Genomic DNA, 19,234 nt, shown 5'->3' with positions numbered 1-19,234 from the left:
GGGGTATGTTCCATGTTGAAAGATATTGTTACTACAAAATCTAGCATATTACATGAAAGAAGAAAAAATGCGGTGCCAGAAGGGCCATACAATATTACAGAGCTGTATGTGCAATCGGCAAAGGGAGCAATTATTACAGATATAGATGGGAATGAACTGATCGACTTTGCGGGCGGAATTGGTATGCAAAACGTTGGGCATTGTCACCCGAAAGTAGTGAAGGCGATTCAAGAACAAGTGGAATCTTCTATTCATAGTTGTTTCCACGTAGCGCCATATGAAAGTTATATTGCGTTAGCTGAAAGACTGAATGAATTAACGCCAGGTGATTTTAAGAAAAAAACGATGTTTGCTAATAGCGGAGCTGAAGCAGTAGAAAATGCAGTGAAGATAGCTAGAAAGGCAACGGGAAGAAGCGCAATCGTATCGTTTGAACGAGCTTATCACGGACGTACACTTATGACGATGTCACTTACAAGTAAGGTGAAACCGTACAAGCATGGATTTGGGCCGTTCGCATCCGAAGTGTATAAATTACCATATCCGTATTATTACCGTGCTGACGAAAGATTGACGCAAGAAGAAGTAGACGAACAAATTTTATCGTATTTCGAACGTTTTATGTTAGAAGAAGTCGCAAGTGATAATATTGCAGCGATTATTTTGGAACCCCTTCAAGGAGAAGGTGGATTTATCGTTCCGACGACTACGTTTATGCGAGGTGTCCGAACTATTTGTGATAAGTACGGAATTGTAATGATTGCGGATGAAATTCAAACTGGTTTTGCTCGTACGGGTAGCTTATTTGCAATGGATCATTTCGGCGTAGCTCCTGATTTAATGACATTTTCAAAATCAATTGCTGCTGGCATGCCGCTTAGCGCAGTAACAGGGAGAGCGGAACTAATGGATGCGCCTGGACCTGGTCAACTTGGAGGTACATTCTCTGGAAGTCCAGTTGCTTGCGCAGCTGCGTTAGCTGTTTTAGATATTATAGAAGAAGAGAATTTAGTAAATCGCGCCGCTGAAATTGGCGCACGAATGATGACAGTATTTAATAGTTGGAAAGAGAAATACGAACTAGTTGGTGATGTGAGAGGAATCGGTGCGATGACTGCAATCGAGCTTGTAAAAGACAGAGAAACGAAAGAGCCAGCGACGGAAGAAGTGAAAGCGATTATGAAGGAAACGCATAGTAAAGGGGTTATTACGATAAGTGCAGGTATTTATAGTAACGTACTTCGTTTCTTACCACCTCTCGTTATAACAGATGAACAGCTGGAAGAAGGGCTTACTATTTTAGAAGCGGCAATTGCAAAACTATCAAAATAAAAATGGTGGGGGCAGGGGAATGAAGTTTTTCAATTATATAAACGGTGAGTGGAGAGAGCCTTCCACGAATGCATATGTGAAAAATTATAATCCGCATAACGGGGAAGTGCTAGGCGAATTCCCGTTTAGTTCAGTAGAAGATACACTACTAGCAATTGCATCAGCGAAAGAAGCTTTTTATAAATGGCAAAAGTTATCGTTTCAAGAAAGAGCAAGCTATTTATGGAAAGCGGCAGCTATTTTAAAAGAGAAGGTAAAGGAAATTGGCCGAGATGTAACGAATGAAGAAGGAAAGACGATTGCAGAAGGGATAGGCGAGACGAAGCGGGCAATTAGCATTCTTGAATATTATGCGGGGGAAGCGAATCAGCCGATTGGAGAGATCATTCCGTCTGCGAATGAAAGTACGATGCTTTACAGTAAACGTGTAGCAGTAGGACCCGTCGGATTAATTACGCCGTGGAATTTTCCCATTGCGATTCCAGCGTGGAAAATGGCGCCGGCACTTATATACGGAAATACAATTGTCATTAAGCCGGCTGAAGTGACGCCAAAATCGGTGTACCATCTTGTAAGTGCGTTTCATGAGGCTGGTATTCCGGCAGGTGTTATAAACTGTGTGTTCGGCAAAGGATCTGAAGTGGGAGCAGAGTTAACGGGAAATCCGGATATAAAAGCGGTATCCTTTACTGGCTCTAATCACGTTGGCAATATCATTCAGAAAGCAGCCGTTGAAACTAGGAAAAAAGTACAATTAGAAATGGGCGGGAAAAATCCGCTAGTTGTATTAAAGGATGCTGATATTGAAAAAGCGGTAAGCATTACGATAAAAGGTGCGTTTATGTCCACGGGGCAAAAATGTACCGCAACAAGTAGAGTCATTGTAGAAGAGGGTATTTATGAAGCGTTTCGCGATCGACTATTGCAGCGCACGGAAGCTCTTACAGTTGGGGACCCGCTAGATAGTAATACATTTATGGGCCCATGTGTTTCCAAGGGGCAGCAGCAATCTGTTTTATCGATGATTGAAGTAGGAAAAGGAGAGGCTTCTTTACTGTATGGAGGCAGCGTGCCGGACGAAGCAGAATTGCAGGACGGTTGTTACGTGTTACCGACTATTTTTGAAAATGTAGATGTAGATGCACGCATTGCAAAAGAAGAAATTTTCGGCCCAGTTATATGTCTATTTAAAGTGAATAGTTATGAAGAAGCAGTTTCTGTAGCGAACGATACAGAATACGGACTAAGTGCATCGATTTGTACGAATAATTTAAGTTTGTCGCAAAGGTTTATTGATGATATGGAAGTTGGCATGGTTCATGTGAATTCAGAAACTGCAGGAGCAGAACCACAAGTTCCATTTGGCGGAATGAAAAACTCTAGTGCTGGCCCGCGTGAACAAGGAAAAGCGGCGAAAGAATTTTACACGAGAATAAAGACAGTATACGTAGATCAAGTATAAGTGCTAAAAAACATAGTAACGGAGGATGAAATATGCGTAAAGGGACATTTTTCATGGCAGGACACTCGAGACTTCCGAAAGGGATGGCTGTTCGCAGTATGTATGAAACATTAACAATTACAATTGAGGCAGATCATAAATATCATGTCATTATTGAAGCGTCATGTACGCTTGCGACAGAGCACGGTAGAGACTTCGTCGCTCAAATGTTGAGAGGACATAGTTTGCAAGATGGTATTGAAGAAATTGTGCAAGATATTACGGACCATTATCAAGGAAAAGCGCAAAATGCTATCGTCAGTGCGGTAAAAGATTTACATCGCCAATATGTAAGTTATTTAAATGATGAACAGCTCGAGGGAGAGTACGAGGAAACAACACCATAAAAACTGTCTAGTTTGTATAGCTATAAACGAGAGCCAGTTGTATTTCCGTTAACGGGATACGACTGGCTTATTTTTATTGAGGAGGCAAGGAATATGAAAAAGGTAAACGAAGTGCAAGTTGTAAAACAAGAGACGAAAAAAAGAGGATGTGCGGAAAGTAAGGGGATTTGTAAAATGTGTAAAGTTTGTAGAGAAAATAAGAAAAAACGAATTGACAGTTAGAATATTTTGAATTATTATTTAATTAATTAATAAGATCCATTCGAGAAATTAGCCTTCTCTAAATTCGATCTTGTTTTCCTGTTTTACACATATTTTCATATGAACTGTCTATTATTATTGTACTTTAAGAGATTAAAGAACACTCGTAATTATGAGCCAGTTGTATGTATCTGCGATTGTTTTGTCGTGGATATGTATGACTGGCTTTTTCGTTGTTAGGGCAGTAAGACCGGATCTCAGCATAAGAAGATAAGGATAACTGTCTGTAAAAAGCGTCAATACGTTCTTCATATTTCATTTAGGGAGGAATTGAAATGTCGATTATTACAGAACAAAGTGCGAAGAGGAAGTTTGCAAAGAAATATGAGGGATATGAAATTGTTCCTCATCCGGAGCATAAACGTTTATATCATATCGTATTAAATCAGCAATTGCTTAAGCAGTTTTTTGAAGAGGTAAAAGAGCATTCAGAGCAGTCACTCCAATACATTCCGTATTCTCGGTTTAATCTTGCAGATAGTATGAGAAAGATTTTTGGGCAATCGTTTATGGATAACATTCGCGGTATTATTCATGACCGTGAGACGGGCGGATTTACAATTGGCGTACAAGGTGAAACGATAGATCCAGCAGATTACGTGAAATTTGCGACAGCGTTAACACATTTAATCGGATCGCCGAACTTTGATGCGATGACAGGAACGTATTATGCAAGATTTAATGTGAAAGATACGGATAGTAGTGATTCGTATCTCCGTCAAGCGTACCGATTATTTACACTTCATACAGATGGAACATTCGTTGATGAGCCAACTGACTGGCTTCTTATGATGAAAATTGAAGAGCAAAATGCAGTAGGAGGAGAATCTCGTTTACTACATTTAGACGATTGGGAAGATCTTCAAAAATTTAGAGATCATTCGCTTGCATCTGTTAAAATTACGTATAAAGCACCACCAAGTAAAAACTCGCAAGAAATCGTCTATCGTGAAACGTTTTTTGATGTAAATAACGCACCATGTATTTGCTTTATTGATCAGTTTGCGTATCCAGATAATATTGAACAAGCAAACTATCTGAAAGATTTATCGTATTCAGTTGAAAACTCACCGGCAACACATGCATTAAAACTACCAGTTGGTGATTTAGTTCTTTTAAACAATTTATTTTGGATGCACGGAAGAGCGGCATTCGAAAAGAATAAAGACTTATATAGAGAACTCATGCGTCAGCGCGGTTGTTTTTCTAAATAATATGTACGGCGGGTCTTTCAAAGAGACCTGCCTTTTATACTATTAAGGGGGAAGTAGGATGTATGACTTTATAATTATTGGCGGAGGAATCGTTGGTCTTTCAACGGGAATGGCTTTAACGAAAAAATTCCCTTATGCAAAAATCGCAATCATTGAAAAAGAAAAGGAACTAGCACATCATCAAACAGGACATAATAGCGGTGTCATTCACTCGGGTATTTACTATAAACCAGGGAGTTATAAAGCAAAATTCGCCAAAGAAGGAAACGCAGCGATGGTCCAATTTTGTAAAGAAAATGACATCGCTTATGACATGTGCGGCAAAGTCATTGTCGCGACAGAAAAAGAAGAACTTCCTCTTTTAAATAACTTATACGAGAGAGGATTACAAAACGGTTTGCATATTTCTAAAATAGATAAAGAACAATTAGCAGAAGTCGAACCGCATGTAAAAGGACTAGGCGCAATCCGTGTTCCTTCGTGCGGGATCGCTGATTATAAAGGAGTCAGTTATGCATTTGCTCGTTTGATTCAAGAATGCGGCGGTGAAGTACACTTAGGAACAGCCGCAGAGCGTATTACAGAAAAGAAAGATGCCGTAACAATTGAGACGAACAAAGGCACATTTAAAGCGAAATTTCTCATTAACTGCGCCGGCTTACATAGCGATCGCATTGCGAAAAAGACAGGTATATTAACGGATATGAAAATCGTTCCGTTCCGCGGTGAATACTATGAACTCGTCCCAGAAAAACGCCATCTCGTAAAACATTTAATTTACCCAGTTCCAAACCCAGAATTCCCGTTTCTAGGTGTTCATTTCACAAGAATGATAAACGGAGACGTACATGCGGGACCGAACGCAGTATTAAGCTTCAAGCGCGAAGGCTACACGAAGAAAGACTTCGACATAAAAGACTTCATGGAAACAATGACATACACAGGCTTCTGGAAAATGGCAATGCCAAACATGAAAGAAGGCATAAAAGAAATGGTGCGCTCATTCAGTAAACAATCATTCCTAAAAAGCTTACAGCGCCTCATACCAGAACTAACAGAAAAAGATATCGTCCCAACGCATGCAGGTGTAAGGGCACAAGCCATCCTATCGAACGGCAATATGGTTGATGACTTCTGCATTATCCCTGGCATCAATTCGCTGCATATTTGTAATGCACCATCCCCGGCCGCAACGGCAAGTATAAAGATTGGGGAGGAGATTGTAAGGCAAGTGCCGGATGTAGTGGTGGTTAGGGTTTGATTAGATTTTTATGAAAAATTTAATCTGTTAGATAAGAAGCTATTTTGATAACCTTTTGTCAAAATAGCTTCCCTCTTTATTTCGTAACATATGAGTTTGTTGAATGCTTTAATGAAAATTCATTTCGAAAATCAATAGTTTTTTAGTTGTTTCTTTAAAATTATTTCTGAAAATTCTAACTAAAATATCGATAAGTGGCTTTTATATGTTAAAATAAGGAATAAAATGAAATGTTAGGAGGTGCTATTTCCGAAATGATACAATTCATCAGAAAAATGTTTTATGGGGTGGATACTCAGTATTTGGTAAAATCATATATTATTTCAATGGCTGTATCCGGATTTTTACTATATGTAAATGAGGTTTCATTTTCGCTGACAATATATATTGTATTGGCTGGACTTTTATTTCCTTTTGCAACAATTGTTTGGGATGACTTGATAAATACACTTATGGGTGGTCATTTTATTATTTTACCATTGCTATTTATGTTGATGTGGAAGGCATTTAAGATTTTAATGCTTTATATGCTTAGCCCGCTTATTGCCCCTTTTGGAATGTTATATGTATATATTGCAAATGGGTACTATCGTAAAGGGGAATAGTTAAATAGTAGAAAGTAATCAAACTTTTTATCCCGCTTTAATGGGCAGTAAGACCCCCACCTCAAAATTTAGCGAAAGCAAAGAATTTAGGTGGGGGATCAACTGCCCATAAAAGTCCGATTGGTGAAGGCTAATAATCAGTGGGGGATGAAGAAAACCCCCACTGATTAAAGTTTCACTTTATGGAAATTGTATAATATTTCATAAATTGAGAATTTGTTTTAATTAGACTGTTTACTTAAAATATATACCTCCGATGTTTCGGAGGCTTTTTTATTTTGAATTTTGGTGAGTGTTCGGTTGTAGGGGAGTTGGATGATAAGGCGAGGTGTGGAATCGGGTGGTGAATCCGGGGGCATCTATTTTTAGTTGGTGGTTATTAGGAGTGAAAACGAGAACTTTTTGTTAAGCATTAGGGCTACAAAGTTGAAAAAATACGATAGCACTTCTATTTTTAGCTTCTTAAAATAGGATTTATAGTAAGAATTTTTTTAATATAAAGGAGGGATATGCTTTGTTTCCAGGTACTTTATATGAAACACATGTTAAAACAAAAAATTTAGAAGTAGCAAAAGAGTTTTATACTAAACTTGGATTATTTCATGCTCGCACTATTGAAGAACGCCGTGTAGCATTCTTTTGGTTTGATAAAGAAAATAAGAAGGAACAGATGCTAGGCGTTTGGGAGGTATCGGAAGAAGCATTCCATACAAGTCACTTTGCATTCAAGGTTAATTATGAAGAAATCATTCATGCAAGAGAATGGCTTCTGAATAAAGGAATAAACCCAAGGGCCGCTTTTGGTCTTGAACCTTCTGAGCCTATGGTTCAAACTTGGACACCTACTGCAAATCTTTATTTTTATGATCCTGATGGCAATTCTTTAGAATTTCTATGTTTACTTCCTGAAAAGAAAAACGTAAAACAAGATGTCATGTATTTAAGTGAGTGGGAAAGCTTGGAGGATGAAGAATAAATTTGATTTTTAATTTAAATCTCGTCAAATTATTTTAAAAGGAACTATAACTTTGTCAAAGTGGAAAAGCTATAGTTTAAATTATCCTCTGAGTTTTCGGAGGATTTTTTGTTTTGAGTTTTAGTGAGTGCGGGGGACTAATTGGAGATTAATAATCACCGACTATCTACTGTATAAAAAAATAGACAGTAGTGTATGTTTTTTTGAAAAAAGTATACAAATCTCGCCCTTATACGCTGGCATGATACTTGCAATAAAAATAGTATCAACATATAGGGGAGAGATAGAAATGAAGGTTAGTAAAATATACACGACAATTGATGCACACGTAGCTGGGGAACCGCTGCGAATTATTACGGGCGGAGTGCCAGAAATTAAGGGAGAAACGCAGTTAGAAAGACGTGCATACTGTATGGAACATTTGGATCACCTTCGTGAGGTTCTTATGTATGAACCGAGAGGACATCACGGTATGTACGGTTGTATCATTACTCCGCCTGCAAGTGCTCACGCTGATTTTGGCGTATTATTTATGCACAATGAAGGCTGGAGTACGATGTGTGGTCACGGCATTATCGCTGTCGTTACAGTAGGAATTGAAACAGGCATGTTTGAAGTGACAGGTGAAAAACAAAAGTTCATTATTGATAGCCCTGCTGGGGAAGTCATTGCGTATGCGAAATTTAACGGGAGCGAAGTAGAGTCCGTATCATTCGAAAACGTTCCTTCGTTCGTATATAAAAAAGACCTTCCTATTAAAATAGATAACTATGAATTTCAAGTAGATATCGCATTTGGCGGAGCATTTTACGCAGTAGTAGACAGTAAAGAATTTGGGTTGAAGGTTGATTTTAAAGATTTACCTGCCATTCAAGCGTGGGGCGGTAAAATTAAGCACTATATTGAAAGCCAAATGGAAGTAAAACATCCACTTGAAGAAGATTTAAAAGGAATATACGGCGTCATTTTTTCAGACGAACCGAAAGAAAAAGACGCTACTTTACGAAACGTAACGATTTTCGCTGACGGGCAAGTAGACCGCTCTCCTTGCGGCACAGGAACTTCCGCAAGAATCGCAACCCTTTTTGAAAAAGACGCTCTGCAAAAAGGAGAAATCTTCATCCATGAATGCATTACAGACGGTCAATTTGAAGGAGAAGTGTTATCCGTAACAGAGGTAGACCAATATGAAGCAGTCATTCCGAAAGTAACAGGGCAGGCATTTATTACAGGATTTCATCAATTTGTCGTAGATCCGAGAGATGTTTTAAATCGCGGATTTTTGTTAGGGTAGAAGGAGGAGGTGGAAAGATATGCTAGTCATAAGCGCGAACGAACAAAGAAACTTAGTAAATATGAATGAAGTTATTGAATACGCAGCGCTTGCTTTACAAGAATTTTCCGCAAAAAGAACGATTACACCAATTCGTGGCTCATTACCATTTGCAAGCGAACAAAATACGGCATTAATTATGCCTTCAGTAGCGGAAGGACTTGAAGCACTCGGTTTAAAAGTAGTAACAGTAGTCCCGCATAATAAAAAGATAGGAAAGAAAACGATAAACGGGCTTGTTATGCTATCAGACTTTCAAACGGGAGAACCACTCGCACTTTTAGAAGGTTCGTATTTAACGATGATCCGAACAGGCGCCTTATCAGGAGTAGCGACGAAACATTTAGCTCGTCATGATGCAAAAACTTTATGCATTATTGGGACAGGAGAACAGGCGAAGGGAATTGCGGAAGCTGTATTTACGGTTAGAGATATTGAAAAAGTCATTTTATACAATCGAACAGAAGAAAAAGCGTATGCATTTGCGCAATATATACAAGAGAAATTTGGTAAACCAGCATACGTTTACAGAGATCCAAATGAAGCAATAGGCGAAGCAGACATCATCGTCACAACTACGAACGCATCCACACCAGTCTTCTCAGAAAAACTACAAAAAGGCGTCCACATAAACGCCGTCGGCTCATTCAGGCCAAGCATGCAAGAACTACCATCTCACGCCATCACAAGCGCAGACAAAGTAGTAGTCGAATCAAAAGAAGCAGCACTAGAAGAAACAGGAGACCTTCAAGTTCCGATAAAAGAAGGTGTATTCGAAGCGAGCAATCTCCACGCCGAACTCGGTCAAATTATAAGCGGAGAAAAAGCCGGCCGCGAAAACGATGAAGAGATTACTATTTTCAAATCAGTTGGTTTGGCAGTAGTAGATATTATCGTTGCGAAGTATTTATATGAGAAAGCGGTGGAGCGTGGGGTTGGGAGTAGGATTGAGTTTTGAGAGACTGCCTTTTGGTGGTCTTTTTAATTTGGATTAAAAGTTACTTTATTTGGCGATTCATATATTTTTGTGCATGAAGATGCATTGAGATTGTGGTGTTATTTTTGTTTATAATGCGCGTATGCATTTCAATTTATGTGATGTATCATATATTCTGTTAAAATTAAACAAAAATGCAGGTGAGAGACTTTGGATTTAGTTCGAAAATTAACTCGTATTTATGGCTTAGGGCTTTGCTGTGGGTTGTGGAGCAAAGCTGAAGTAATTCAATGGTGTGATAAATTAATTGAAGGAAGTGACAGTCCGCCATATGAATTAATTGAGATATCCTTAATGTCTAAAGCAAAGATAGATGATATGGAAGGGAAGTTATTTGAGTTTAGTAGCACGGTTGACGAAGAATACGCTGTTAAATTAACTCTTTCCATCATTCATGAAAAATTAAAAGAACAGGAACTGACGATTGAAGAATCAATTAAATGCACCACTAGACTTTTAGTCAACAGAGGGGTACATTGGGAGGCTGAATACTTTGAATTATATAGTCTAGATGATAGCTATGACTTAGCTAAAGATGGTGTTCATTTTGATTTAAGCGAAGTTATTCATACATATAATGAAATGTTAAGTATGTACAGTGAGTATTTTAGGGGATTTGAAAAGCTGTATTTTAAAGTAATGGGAAATGAGTGGAGATTTTAATATATATCGGTATTTGATTGGCTTTGTTTGTCCCTTCTTTTCCAATTGGAGAAGAAGGGACAAAGTTTTATGAAGGAGTAAATGTAGACATCAAGTATGCAGCTTGTTTACCATTCTCGCCATTCTTCTGTTATGTCTTCTTCGGATTCTAAGCCAGCTATTTGTGCTGCTGTATCGATAAATTCATAGAGATCTTCTCTTTCCATAGTTTCGATAAATTGGTCATGTTCGATATTTAATTCATTTATTTTAATAACTACTTCTTCAACGATTTGCATGATTGCGGCTTCGGTTGGATTCTCTCCCAATTGCTCTAAATTGTTAATGTAAGAGTCGAGCACTTTATTTGTTGCACTTATCTTTTCTTCAGTGAAAAACTCCCCATCTTCATCACTCTCGATCCATAGGGTTGTTGGTTTGTTTTTTTTCAATTCATCAAATGTCATGATAACCTCCTAAATATTTCTTGTATTTAATCTCATTCTAGAGAAATTTTCTGTAGACTGCTAGTTTTTCAACCCATTTTGCGAGGTCATTTTTTCGTGGTCTTTTTATTTTACGCCCCGCATAAATATAGTTTATCGCAAGAATTCAATTGGTAGATTTCGAACTTTCTACCTTGGCGAAAAAGTTTGACAATACATACAGGTAGTGGTATTTTAAAACCTATAAGAAAACTCGGTATTAATTCCGAGTTTTCTTATAGGTGTAAATAGTCGAGAGGGGTCGAAATATGAAAAAGAAGTTGTTTGCATTACCATTTGTCCTAATATTACTTATTGCATTAGCGGCTTGTTCTGGGGAGAAAGATTCTTCCAAGCAAGCGGGAACTAGTACGTCAGGGACTCCGAAAGATGGAGGAACGTTAACAATTGGCGTTAGTGACAATCCAGATACGATGAATCCGCTTTATGCGAATGATCGTGTGTCATTAACTGTGCAGCAAGCGTTATATGCACCGCTGTACCATATGGAAGACGGTAAGAAAAAGTTTGTTCTTGCTGAGAGCTTTACGCCTTCAGAAGATCAATTAACATGGACTTTAAAATTAAAGGATAATTTGAAATGGCATGATGGTAAGAAAATTACATCAGATGATATTGCATTTACATTCCAATCAATTTTAGATGAGAAGCAAAATAGTTCAAGCCGTGAAAACTTTATCTTTAAAGGAAAGCCACTTGAGGTGAAAAAAGTGGATGAGCTAACGACTCAATTCGTATTACCACAAGTAAGTGCATCTTTCGAAGGGGTTATGAATGATTTCTTCCCAATTCCGAAACATGTATTTGAAGGTGAAGGAGATTTAGTGAAGAGTAAGAAAAACCTACAGCCTGTAGGATCAGGTCCATTTAAATTCAAAGAGTTTAAATCGGATGAATATGTTGCGTTAGAGCGATTCGATGATTATTTTGCTGGTAAAGCGAAATTAGATTCTATCGTGTACCGCGTTGTAAAAGACCGTAATACGGCAAATGTTTCACTACAAAATGGTCAAATCAATATGAAGATGATTGAGCCACAAGACTTTAAGAAATTAGATAGCACAGGGAACTTCTCAATGGTGACATTCCCAGAAGGTAGATTATTCTACTTATCTTATAACAATAATACAGATCTTATGAAGAAGAAAGAAGTGCGCCAAGCAATTGCGCATGCATTAGATAAGAAAGAAATGATTAACTCAGCGTTCGTTTCTAGTCAATTTGCAGAACCGGCAAATTCAATCTTAACACCAGACGCTATGTATTATGCGAAAGATATTAAAGAGTATAAGTATGATCAAAAAGCGGCGAAAGATTTATTAGCAAAAGCTGGTGTGAAAGATAAAGAAAAAGTACGTGTTATGTATGTAACGAATAATAAAATTATGGAAAGCTTAGCACTTTATACACAGCAAAAATTACAAGAAATTGGCTTACAAGTTGAGCTGAATGCATTAGATGCTAGTGCAGCAAGTGAAAAAGGCTTAGATAAAGAAAATAAAGAATATGACATTACATTCGGTGGTTACATAATGGGACCAGAGCCAGATTCATATAAGAGCTTATTCTTAAGTAATGCTGAGTACAATTATGCACGTTATAAAAATGATGACTTCGATAAATTATGGGAAGAAGCTGCAGTTGAAACAGACAAAACGAAACGCGCAGAGCTTTACCATAAAATCCAAGATACAGCGAGAGAAGATCTACCTTATCTTCCAATCGCATATCCGAAAGCAGTTATTGCAGTAGATAAAAAGTTTGATGGATTAAAAGAAGCAAAAGCAATTCCAGTTACAATGTTTGAAGATCTATCGAAGATTTATGAAGTGAAATAAGAAACGATAAAGAAGCTGGTGAAAATCAGCTTCTTTATCCCGCTTTAATGGGCAGTAAGACTCCTACCACAAACTTCGGCGAATGCGAGGAAGTTAGGTGGAAGCGCTGCTGATTAAAGTTTCACTCTATCTTGAGGGGGGAAGTTTGTGTATAAAGTAATTGCAAAGAGGCTTTTAAATGCAATTCCGCTTTTATTTGTTATTTCTATTATTTCTTTTCTATTAATAAAACTAGCGCCGGGCGATCCGGTTCGAAACTTTGTAACGCCGAATATGAGCCCAATTGATGTCGAGCGTATTCGCAAAAGCTTAGGACTAGATCAACCAATTTACGTGCAGTATATTTTATGGTTAAAAAATATTTTAACAGGGAACTTTGGTTACTCACTTCAAAATCATCGTCCTGTTTTAGAACTTATTACAGAAAGATTACCCGCAACAATTGGATTAATGGGGTCATCTTTAGTCGTCTCCTTTGTAATCGCAATCCCGCTTGGACTACTTACAGGGGTGAAAAAGAATTCGTTCTTTGATCGCATTGTGAATTTTATCTCTTATGTAGGAATCTCAATGCCAGTCTTTTGGTTTGCTTTACTATTAATCTACTTATTCTCGTTAAAGTTGAATCTTCTTCCGAGTATGGGTATGCGTACAGTCGGTCAAGATTCTGTTTGGGATATTGTCCAGCACGGCATTTTACCTTGCATGGTGCTTGCGTTCCAAAACGTCTCTGTTTATATGAGATATATTCGTTCAAGCACAATTCAGCAATTAGAAGAAGATTACGTACAAATTCAATATGCGTACGGCGCTTCGAAGAAATCCGTTTTATTTAATCACGTACTTCGAAACGTATTAATACCGATCATTACAATTTTCGGATTATCCATTCCAAGTTTAGTAGGCGGAGCATTTATTACGGAAACAGTATTTTCATGGCCGGGACTTGGTTCGCTCGGGGTGAATGCTATTTTTAGATTTGATTATCCAATTATTATGGCAATCACATTATTATCATCATTCATGTTAATTCTCGGTAATTTAATTGCTGATATTTTATATGGCGTAGTAGATCCGCGCATTCGAATGAGGGGGTGATTTGGAATGAATAATAGGAGATTTCAAACGATAAAAAGTAGTTTTACAAAAAATAAGTTTGTAGTAATGGGAGTTATTATACTTTCGGTCTTAACGATCGCATCAATTTTTGCATTCGTATCGCCATACGATCCTAGCAAAATGTCGATTCCAGATCGTTTACAAGAACCGGGTATGAGTCATCCTTTCGGCACGGATGATTACGGAAGGGATTACTTAACGAGAGCATTATATGGAGGAAGAGTGTCGCTTGCGGTTGGTTTTCTAGCGATGGTTGTTTCTATTACAATCGGGACCGCAGTCGGAACAATTAGTGGATATTTTGGCGGAAAGTTAGACAACTTCTTAATGCGAATTGTTGAAGTTTTAATGTCGATTCCATCATTCTTTTTAATGCTGTTATTAAATGCGTATTTAAAACCAGGAATTACAACGCTTGTTCTTATTATTGGATTACTGACATGGATGGACACCGCACGTATCGTAAGGGCAGAAACGTTATCGGTAAAAGAGCGTGAGTACGTGTTATATGCAAAAGTGTCAGGGCAAAAGTCATTTATGATTATTGTAAGACATATCATTCCAAATATTTTATCGACCATTATAATCGCCGCGACATTAACAATTGCGACATCTATTTTAATGGAATCATCACTTAGCTTCTTAGGATTAGGTATTAGAGAACCAGATTCTTCTTGGGGTAGCATGCTAAATAATGCGCAAGGATATATCGGTGAAGCTTGGTATTTAACACTCTTCCCAGGGTTCCTTATTCTATTAACAGTACTAAGTTTTAACGTGATCGGTGAAGCGTTGAAAAAAGCTTTCGCACCAAAAGGGGCTCATCATGAGAACTAATGCTTTAAGTGAGGGGGAGTGAAAAGCGTGTCTGAAAAACTATTAGAAGTAAAAAACTTAAAGACTTCTTTTTTCATAGAGGGCGGCGAAGTAGAAGCTGTTCGCGGCGTTTCATTTAGTTTGAAAAAAGGGGAAGTCGTCGGGATTGTTGGCGAATCGGGAAGTGGAAAGAGCGTTATGGCAAAATCCGTTATGGCTCTCGTTACGTCTCCGGGGAAAGTGAAAGAAGGAGAGATTCTTTTTCAAAATGAAAACGTACTTTCTAAATCAGAAAAAGAATTACGCTCTATTAGAGGAAATCAAATTTCACTTATCTCCCAAGATCCGATGTCGGCATTAAACCCAGTTGTGAAAATTGGAAAGCAAATGACAGAAGTAATCATAAGGCATCAAAAAGTGAAAAAGAAAGAAGCAGAGCGCATCGCGGTTAACTTGTTAAAACAAGTCGGCCTTTCTTCACCGGAAGAAAGGGTAAAACAATATCCGCATGAGCTAAGCGGCGGAATGAAACAGCGGGTGATGATCGCAATGGCGATGTCTTGTAACCCAGACCTTCTCATTGCGGACGAACCGACGACAGCACTTGATGTAACGATACAAGCGCAAATACTAGACTTAATGAAAAACTTAAAAAACGAAACGAATATGTCGTTATTGCTCATCACGCATGACCTTGGAATCGTCGCGCAAAACTGTACGCGAGTGATTGTAATGTACGGCGGGCTTATTATGGAAGAAGGACCTGTACTTCATATTTTCCAATCGCCGAACCATCCATATACGAAAGGGTTATTAAACTCTTTGCCGAAAATATCGAACGGCGTGAAAGAAAGACTCGCGCCAATTCAAGGTGTAACGCCAAACTTACTACATCCGCCGAAAGGTTGCCCATTCGCAGAGCGTTGTCCGCATAAGATGGACATTTGTGAAAAAGAACGTCCGCCATATTTTGAAATCGGAAACGAAAGACGCTCTATGTGCTGGCTAAACGATGAAAAAGTAGGTGTTTCCCATGCGTGAAGAAAACTTAATTGAAGTACGGAACTTAAAAAAGTATTTTCCTATTAAAAAAGGATTATTCGGCAGAAAAACAGAGCAATTAAAAGCAGTAGACGACTTAAGCTTCACAATAAAAAAGGGTGAAACATTCGGGCTAGTAGGGGAATCTGGCTGCGGAAAATCAACGACAGGAAGAAGCATCATTCGTTTACACGACGTCACTTCAGGGAATATTTTATTCGACGGACAAGACATTGCGAATTTAAAAGAAAGTGAACTAAAAGAATATCGAAAACGAATGCAAATCATTTTCCAAGATCCATACGCATCATTAAACCCGGCAATGAACGTATTCCAAATTATTAGCGAACCGATGAACATTCATGGCTCTTACAAAGCCGAAGAAAGAAAAGAAATCATTCTAGACCTACTCAAAAAAGTAGGCCTAAAAGAAGAACATCTATATCGCTACCCGCACGAATTTAGTGGAGGCCAAAGACAGCGCATCAGCATCGCGCGCGCACTATCTGTAAAACCTGACTTCATCCTATGTGACGAACCAATCTCAGCACTCGATGTCTCAGTCCAAGCGCAAGTCGTAAACATGCTGCAAGACATCCAAGAAGAAACAGGCGTCACATACTTATTCATCGCACATGACCTATCTATGGTAAGACACATATCAGACCGAATCGGAGTCATGTACTTAGGAAACATAGTAGAAATTGCCGATAGCGAAGACCTATACACAAAACCAGCACATCCATACACACAAGCACTACTCTCATCTATGCCAGAACCAGACCCAACAAACGCAGGCAAAGAACGAATCACTCTGCAAGGTGAAGTTCCAAGCCCGCTCAACTCACCATCCGGCTGCAAATTCAGAACGCGCTGCAAATTCGCCACTGAAAAATGCGCACAGGAAGTACCGAAAATGGTGGAGATTGCGAAAGGGCATCAGGTAGCTTGTCATTTGTTTTAGAGGGGGAAGCATCAGGGGGACCTGGTGCTTTTTTCTTTTGTGCGGGGGTGTGGGATTGGTTGTAGACTAATGGTCAGTGATTGTTTATATTTGCATCTCTTGTCATATAATTTTCCTTATTTTTCAACTATAATTGTAATGATATGTTAGATTGTATATTTTATCCTTAATATATTTAAAGGAAGGGGACTCTCTATGAAATTACTTCGCTCATTTCTCATTTTCACTCTTGTTGTATTGTTAAGCGCATGTAATACAGCAACAAAAGTCACAAAGGTTCAAAAAAATGGCGAAACGACTTTAACAATTGGTTCTTTGCAGGGGTATTACGATGTACAAACGCTTAAAGCTGAAAAAGGAAATGTGGAAATTCCTTATGAGGCAGCAGTTGAAGAAGGTACGATTTTATTGCAAGTCACAAAAGATGATAAGGTCATTTATGAAGAAGAAGTCACTTCTCAAAAAGAAGGTTTGCTTTCTTTTGAAGCGCCAAAACCCGGATCATATGATTTAATTGTACGCGTGAAGGGTGAAGAAGAGAAAGCGAAAGGAATTCAAATACATACGAAGCTATGAAAAAACGGCAAGCAGAGTATAATCGCTTGCCGTTTCCATTTCCAGTTGGTTCTGGCATAACAAATGTTCATCAATTTTAAGAAGTAAACGTAAAGTAATTCTAAAATATACAATATTTCACTTTCGGCGGTGTAATCTCTAATAAAAGATTCAATAAATTTCATAATATAAATATTTAATTCTAATCATTAAAAATCCTACTTTTTCTTACTTTAATTGTTTCTAAAATATAAAGAAGAATACCTAAACCAAATATTTTTTCAGCATTAGAAATATTATTACCTAATTTAATAATCGGTACATTTAAGCTAAATCTTTCATTCCATTCTAAAGGCATATATCCCCTCTTGCAGTTTATTAATATACGATCATCCATTGTATGAAAAGACGTTTCGAAAAAATCAAATTCCACTTCTATCTCAGAAATTTTTATCTCTTTTTCATTCATCAAAGAACCACGTACCATTCCAAATCCTTGTATCATATTTTCTTTAAACATACCTACACAATTATAATTTGAATCATAAATAGCCCAATCATAATTTTCAACTTCACTTTGAAAATATGCAAGAATTTCTCCATCACTTGCTTCCAATCCAAAAACTTCTTTATTTTTTAAAATAGGTAATGTTGAAGAAATCATCTTTGTTCCTGCTACATATCTTCCATCAGGAGTATATAAACCTAAATGTTTATTATTGCCGGGTAATTCTAACAAAACATAAGTATCAATATCCCAAAATGTTAAATCATTTTTAACTATATTTTTTTCTAGTAAATTTCCTTTTCTTAATTGCCAAAATCCAATACTAAAAAATACAAGAGAAGCTATAATAATTAAGATTACTGGTCCCCAATTAATATTACCCCAAGTATTATACATACCAATTAATCCATAAAGAAAAAGCCCAGTTCCAATTAAACACTTAAACTTCCCTCTTTTTTTATAATACTCAAATAATTCCACGCAAACACCTCTATCAGTTGGTCTTAATATTTCAATTATCCTTCAAATGGTCACATTACCGAAAATTAAAAATTGTACGCTAAGGGTGTAAAAAACTATTATAGCAGGTTTTATAGAGCATATAAGTCTATGTTGATGCTACCCCAATATAGACTTATATTTACCTTGATAATAAAAGAGGACGTGGAGTAACTTGATTATTCTTAATCATTCGACAAGATGCAACAATTTAATATGGTATTTTTTGCTATGATAAGTAAGGAATTTATATATCGTGTTATTGGGGGATAAAAAGAGATGTTGAAAAAATTTACTACATGTATTTTAGGTGGCGCTTTAGTATTCAATTTATCTGGTTGCGGCAATACATCCGACAAAACTTCTTCAGAATCTAAAGAAACCAATTCTAAACAAGAAGAAAAGAAAGTGCAAACAACTGATGAGGCGAAAACGAAAGAGAATGCAAAGCAGAAAAATACAGAACAAACAAAAGAGAAATCAAAAATAAAAGAAAAAGAGTATGCTGTAAACAAGGATTTTCATACACCTAAATTTGATGTAACTGTAAAAAGAGTTGTAGAAAGAGATAAGGTTGGTAAAGAAAGTATAGGATTCCAAAAACCTGAAGATGGACATGTCTTTATTGTTGTAGAAGCAGAAGGGAAAAATATCACAAACGAACCGATGAAATTAGCCGTTTTACCATCAGTGAATTTAGTGGATGAAAATGATAATGCTTACCAAAGTGATGTGTGGGCAGCTAGTACTTATGCGGTTGAAAAAGGCGAGACCTCTACTCTTACTAAGGGATTAAAACCAGGGGAGGTAATGAGAGAAAGTAAAGTTTACGTGATTAATAAAGAAAAATTTGATACAGGAAAATGGTATGTACTTGTTAACCATGAGTATAAGGAACAAATTAAGTAGTGTTTATTTAT

General features: G+C 37.4%; 20 protein-coding genes. 18 read left to right on the top strand and 2 right to left on the bottom strand.

Annotated elements, in window-relative coordinates; translation table 11 throughout:
* Positions 1–12 precede the first annotated feature (12 nt).
* The 11 genes from gabT to BAQ48_RS08695 all read left to right on the top strand — a co-directional run bounded on the left by gabT (position 13) and on the right by BAQ48_RS08695 (position 10,490).
* Positions 13–1,332, top strand: coding sequence for a 4-aminobutyrate--2-oxoglutarate transaminase (gabT, locus tag BAQ48_RS08740; protein ID WP_071710771.1), 1,320 nt, complete (start codon positions 13–15; stop codon positions 1,330–1,332).
* A 19-nt stretch (positions 1,333–1,351) separates the two neighbouring features.
* Complete coding sequence (locus BAQ48_RS08735; protein ID WP_071710770.1) at positions 1,352–2,794, top strand: aldehyde dehydrogenase family protein; 1,443 nt, start codon at positions 1,352–1,354, stop codon at positions 2,792–2,794.
* A gap of 32 nt (positions 2,795–2,826) precedes the next feature.
* Complete coding sequence (locus BAQ48_RS08730; RefSeq protein ID WP_071710769.1) at positions 2,827–3,180, top strand: DUF3870 domain-containing protein; 354 nt, start codon at positions 2,827–2,829, stop codon at positions 3,178–3,180.
* A 93-nt stretch (positions 3,181–3,273) separates the two neighbouring features.
* Positions 3,274–3,402, top strand: coding sequence for a hypothetical protein (locus tag BAQ48_RS28395; protein ID WP_278248813.1), 129 nt, complete (start codon positions 3,274–3,276; stop codon positions 3,400–3,402).
* A 314-nt stretch (positions 3,403–3,716) separates the two neighbouring features.
* Complete coding sequence (glaH, locus tag BAQ48_RS08725; RefSeq protein ID WP_071710768.1) at positions 3,717–4,655, top strand: glutarate dioxygenase GlaH; 939 nt, start codon at positions 3,717–3,719, stop codon at positions 4,653–4,655.
* A 58-nt stretch (positions 4,656–4,713) separates the two neighbouring features.
* Positions 4,714–5,916, top strand: a complete 1,203-nt coding sequence (lhgO, locus tag BAQ48_RS08720; RefSeq protein WP_071710767.1) for an L-2-hydroxyglutarate oxidase — start codon at positions 4,714–4,716, stop codon at positions 5,914–5,916.
* A gap of 230 nt (positions 5,917–6,146) precedes the next feature.
* Complete coding sequence (locus BAQ48_RS08715) at positions 6,147–6,521, top strand: hypothetical protein (protein ID WP_242660452.1); 375 nt, start codon at positions 6,147–6,149, stop codon at positions 6,519–6,521.
* A gap of 514 nt (positions 6,522–7,035) precedes the next feature.
* Entirely contained in the window at positions 7,036–7,497 is a 462-nt protein-coding gene (locus BAQ48_RS08710) for a VOC family protein (protein ID WP_071710766.1), read from the top strand.
* Positions 7,498–7,738: 241 nt separating this feature from the next.
* Positions 7,739–8,791: a proline racemase family protein gene (locus BAQ48_RS08705; RefSeq protein WP_116758491.1), complete on the top strand. Its 1,053-nt coding sequence runs from the start codon at positions 7,739–7,741 to the stop codon at positions 8,789–8,791.
* Positions 8,792–8,810: 19 nt separating this feature from the next.
* Complete coding sequence (locus BAQ48_RS08700; RefSeq protein ID WP_071710764.1) at positions 8,811–9,788, top strand: ornithine cyclodeaminase family protein; 978 nt, start codon at positions 8,811–8,813, stop codon at positions 9,786–9,788.
* 189 nt (positions 9,789–9,977) lie between these two features.
* The gene (locus tag BAQ48_RS08695; RefSeq protein ID WP_071710763.1) at positions 9,978–10,490 is read left to right on the top strand and encodes a protein kinase; all 513 of its coding nucleotides are present in this window, start codon (positions 9,978–9,980) and stop codon (positions 10,488–10,490) included.
* A 107-nt stretch (positions 10,491–10,597) separates the two neighbouring features.
* Here BAQ48_RS08695 and BAQ48_RS08690 read toward each other — a convergent pair whose 3' ends face one another.
* Positions 10,598–10,936 carry a hypothetical protein gene (locus BAQ48_RS08690; RefSeq protein WP_071710762.1) on the bottom strand — a complete coding sequence of 113 codons (339 nt, stop codon included), beginning with the start codon at positions 10,934–10,936 and terminating at the stop codon, positions 10,598–10,600.
* Between the two features lie 287 nt (positions 10,937–11,223).
* On the opposite strand from BAQ48_RS08690, the gene BAQ48_RS08685 reads away from it, so the two are divergent.
* The 6 genes from BAQ48_RS08685 to BAQ48_RS08660 all read left to right on the top strand — a co-directional run bounded on the left by BAQ48_RS08685 (position 11,224) and on the right by BAQ48_RS08660 (position 17,329).
* Entirely contained in the window at positions 11,224–12,813 is a 1,590-nt protein-coding gene (locus BAQ48_RS08685) for an ABC transporter substrate-binding protein (protein ID WP_071710761.1), read from the top strand.
* Between the two features lie 147 nt (positions 12,814–12,960).
* A complete protein-coding gene (locus tag BAQ48_RS08680) occupies positions 12,961–13,911 on the top strand; it encodes an ABC transporter permease (protein ID WP_071710760.1) in 951 nt (316 codons plus the stop codon).
* Between the two features lie 6 nt (positions 13,912–13,917).
* On the top strand, positions 13,918–14,769 hold the full coding sequence (locus tag BAQ48_RS08675; protein ID WP_071710759.1) for an ABC transporter permease: 852 nt from the start codon (positions 13,918–13,920) through the stop codon (positions 14,767–14,769).
* A 27-nt stretch (positions 14,770–14,796) separates the two neighbouring features.
* Positions 14,797–15,789: an ABC transporter ATP-binding protein gene (locus BAQ48_RS08670; RefSeq protein WP_071710758.1), complete on the top strand. Its 993-nt coding sequence runs from the start codon at positions 14,797–14,799 to the stop codon at positions 15,787–15,789.
* The gene (locus BAQ48_RS08665) at positions 15,782–16,753 is read left to right on the top strand and encodes an ABC transporter ATP-binding protein (RefSeq protein ID WP_071710757.1); all 972 of its coding nucleotides are present in this window, start codon (positions 15,782–15,784) and stop codon (positions 16,751–16,753) included. Before BAQ48_RS08670 ends, BAQ48_RS08665 begins: the two co-directional genes overlap by 8 nt.
* Positions 16,754–16,948: 195 nt before the next feature.
* Positions 16,949–17,329, top strand: coding sequence for a BA_1872 family lipoprotein (locus BAQ48_RS08660; RefSeq protein WP_000771852.1), 381 nt, complete (start codon positions 16,949–16,951; stop codon positions 17,327–17,329).
* Positions 17,330–17,510: 181 nt separating this feature from the next.
* Here BAQ48_RS08660 and BAQ48_RS08655 read toward each other — a convergent pair whose 3' ends face one another.
* Positions 17,511–18,296, bottom strand: a complete 786-nt coding sequence (locus BAQ48_RS08655) for an ABC transporter ATP-binding protein (RefSeq protein WP_071710756.1) — start codon at positions 18,294–18,296, stop codon at positions 17,511–17,513.
* A gap of 297 nt (positions 18,297–18,593) precedes the next feature.
* Here BAQ48_RS08655 and BAQ48_RS08650 point away from each other — a divergent pair, with 297 nt between their 5' ends.
* Complete coding sequence (locus BAQ48_RS08650; protein ID WP_071710755.1) at positions 18,594–19,223, top strand: hypothetical protein; 630 nt, start codon at positions 18,594–18,596, stop codon at positions 19,221–19,223.
* The last annotated feature ends 11 nt before the right edge of the window (positions 19,224–19,234 follow it).

Origin of the sequence: Bacillus luti, assembly GCF_001884105.1 — a bacterium.
GTDB lineage: Bacteria > Bacillota > Bacilli > Bacillales > Bacillaceae_G > Bacillus_A > Bacillus_A luti.
Note: the sequence above shows the minus strand (reverse complement) of the source record. Positions and strands in the feature narration are given on the sequence as shown.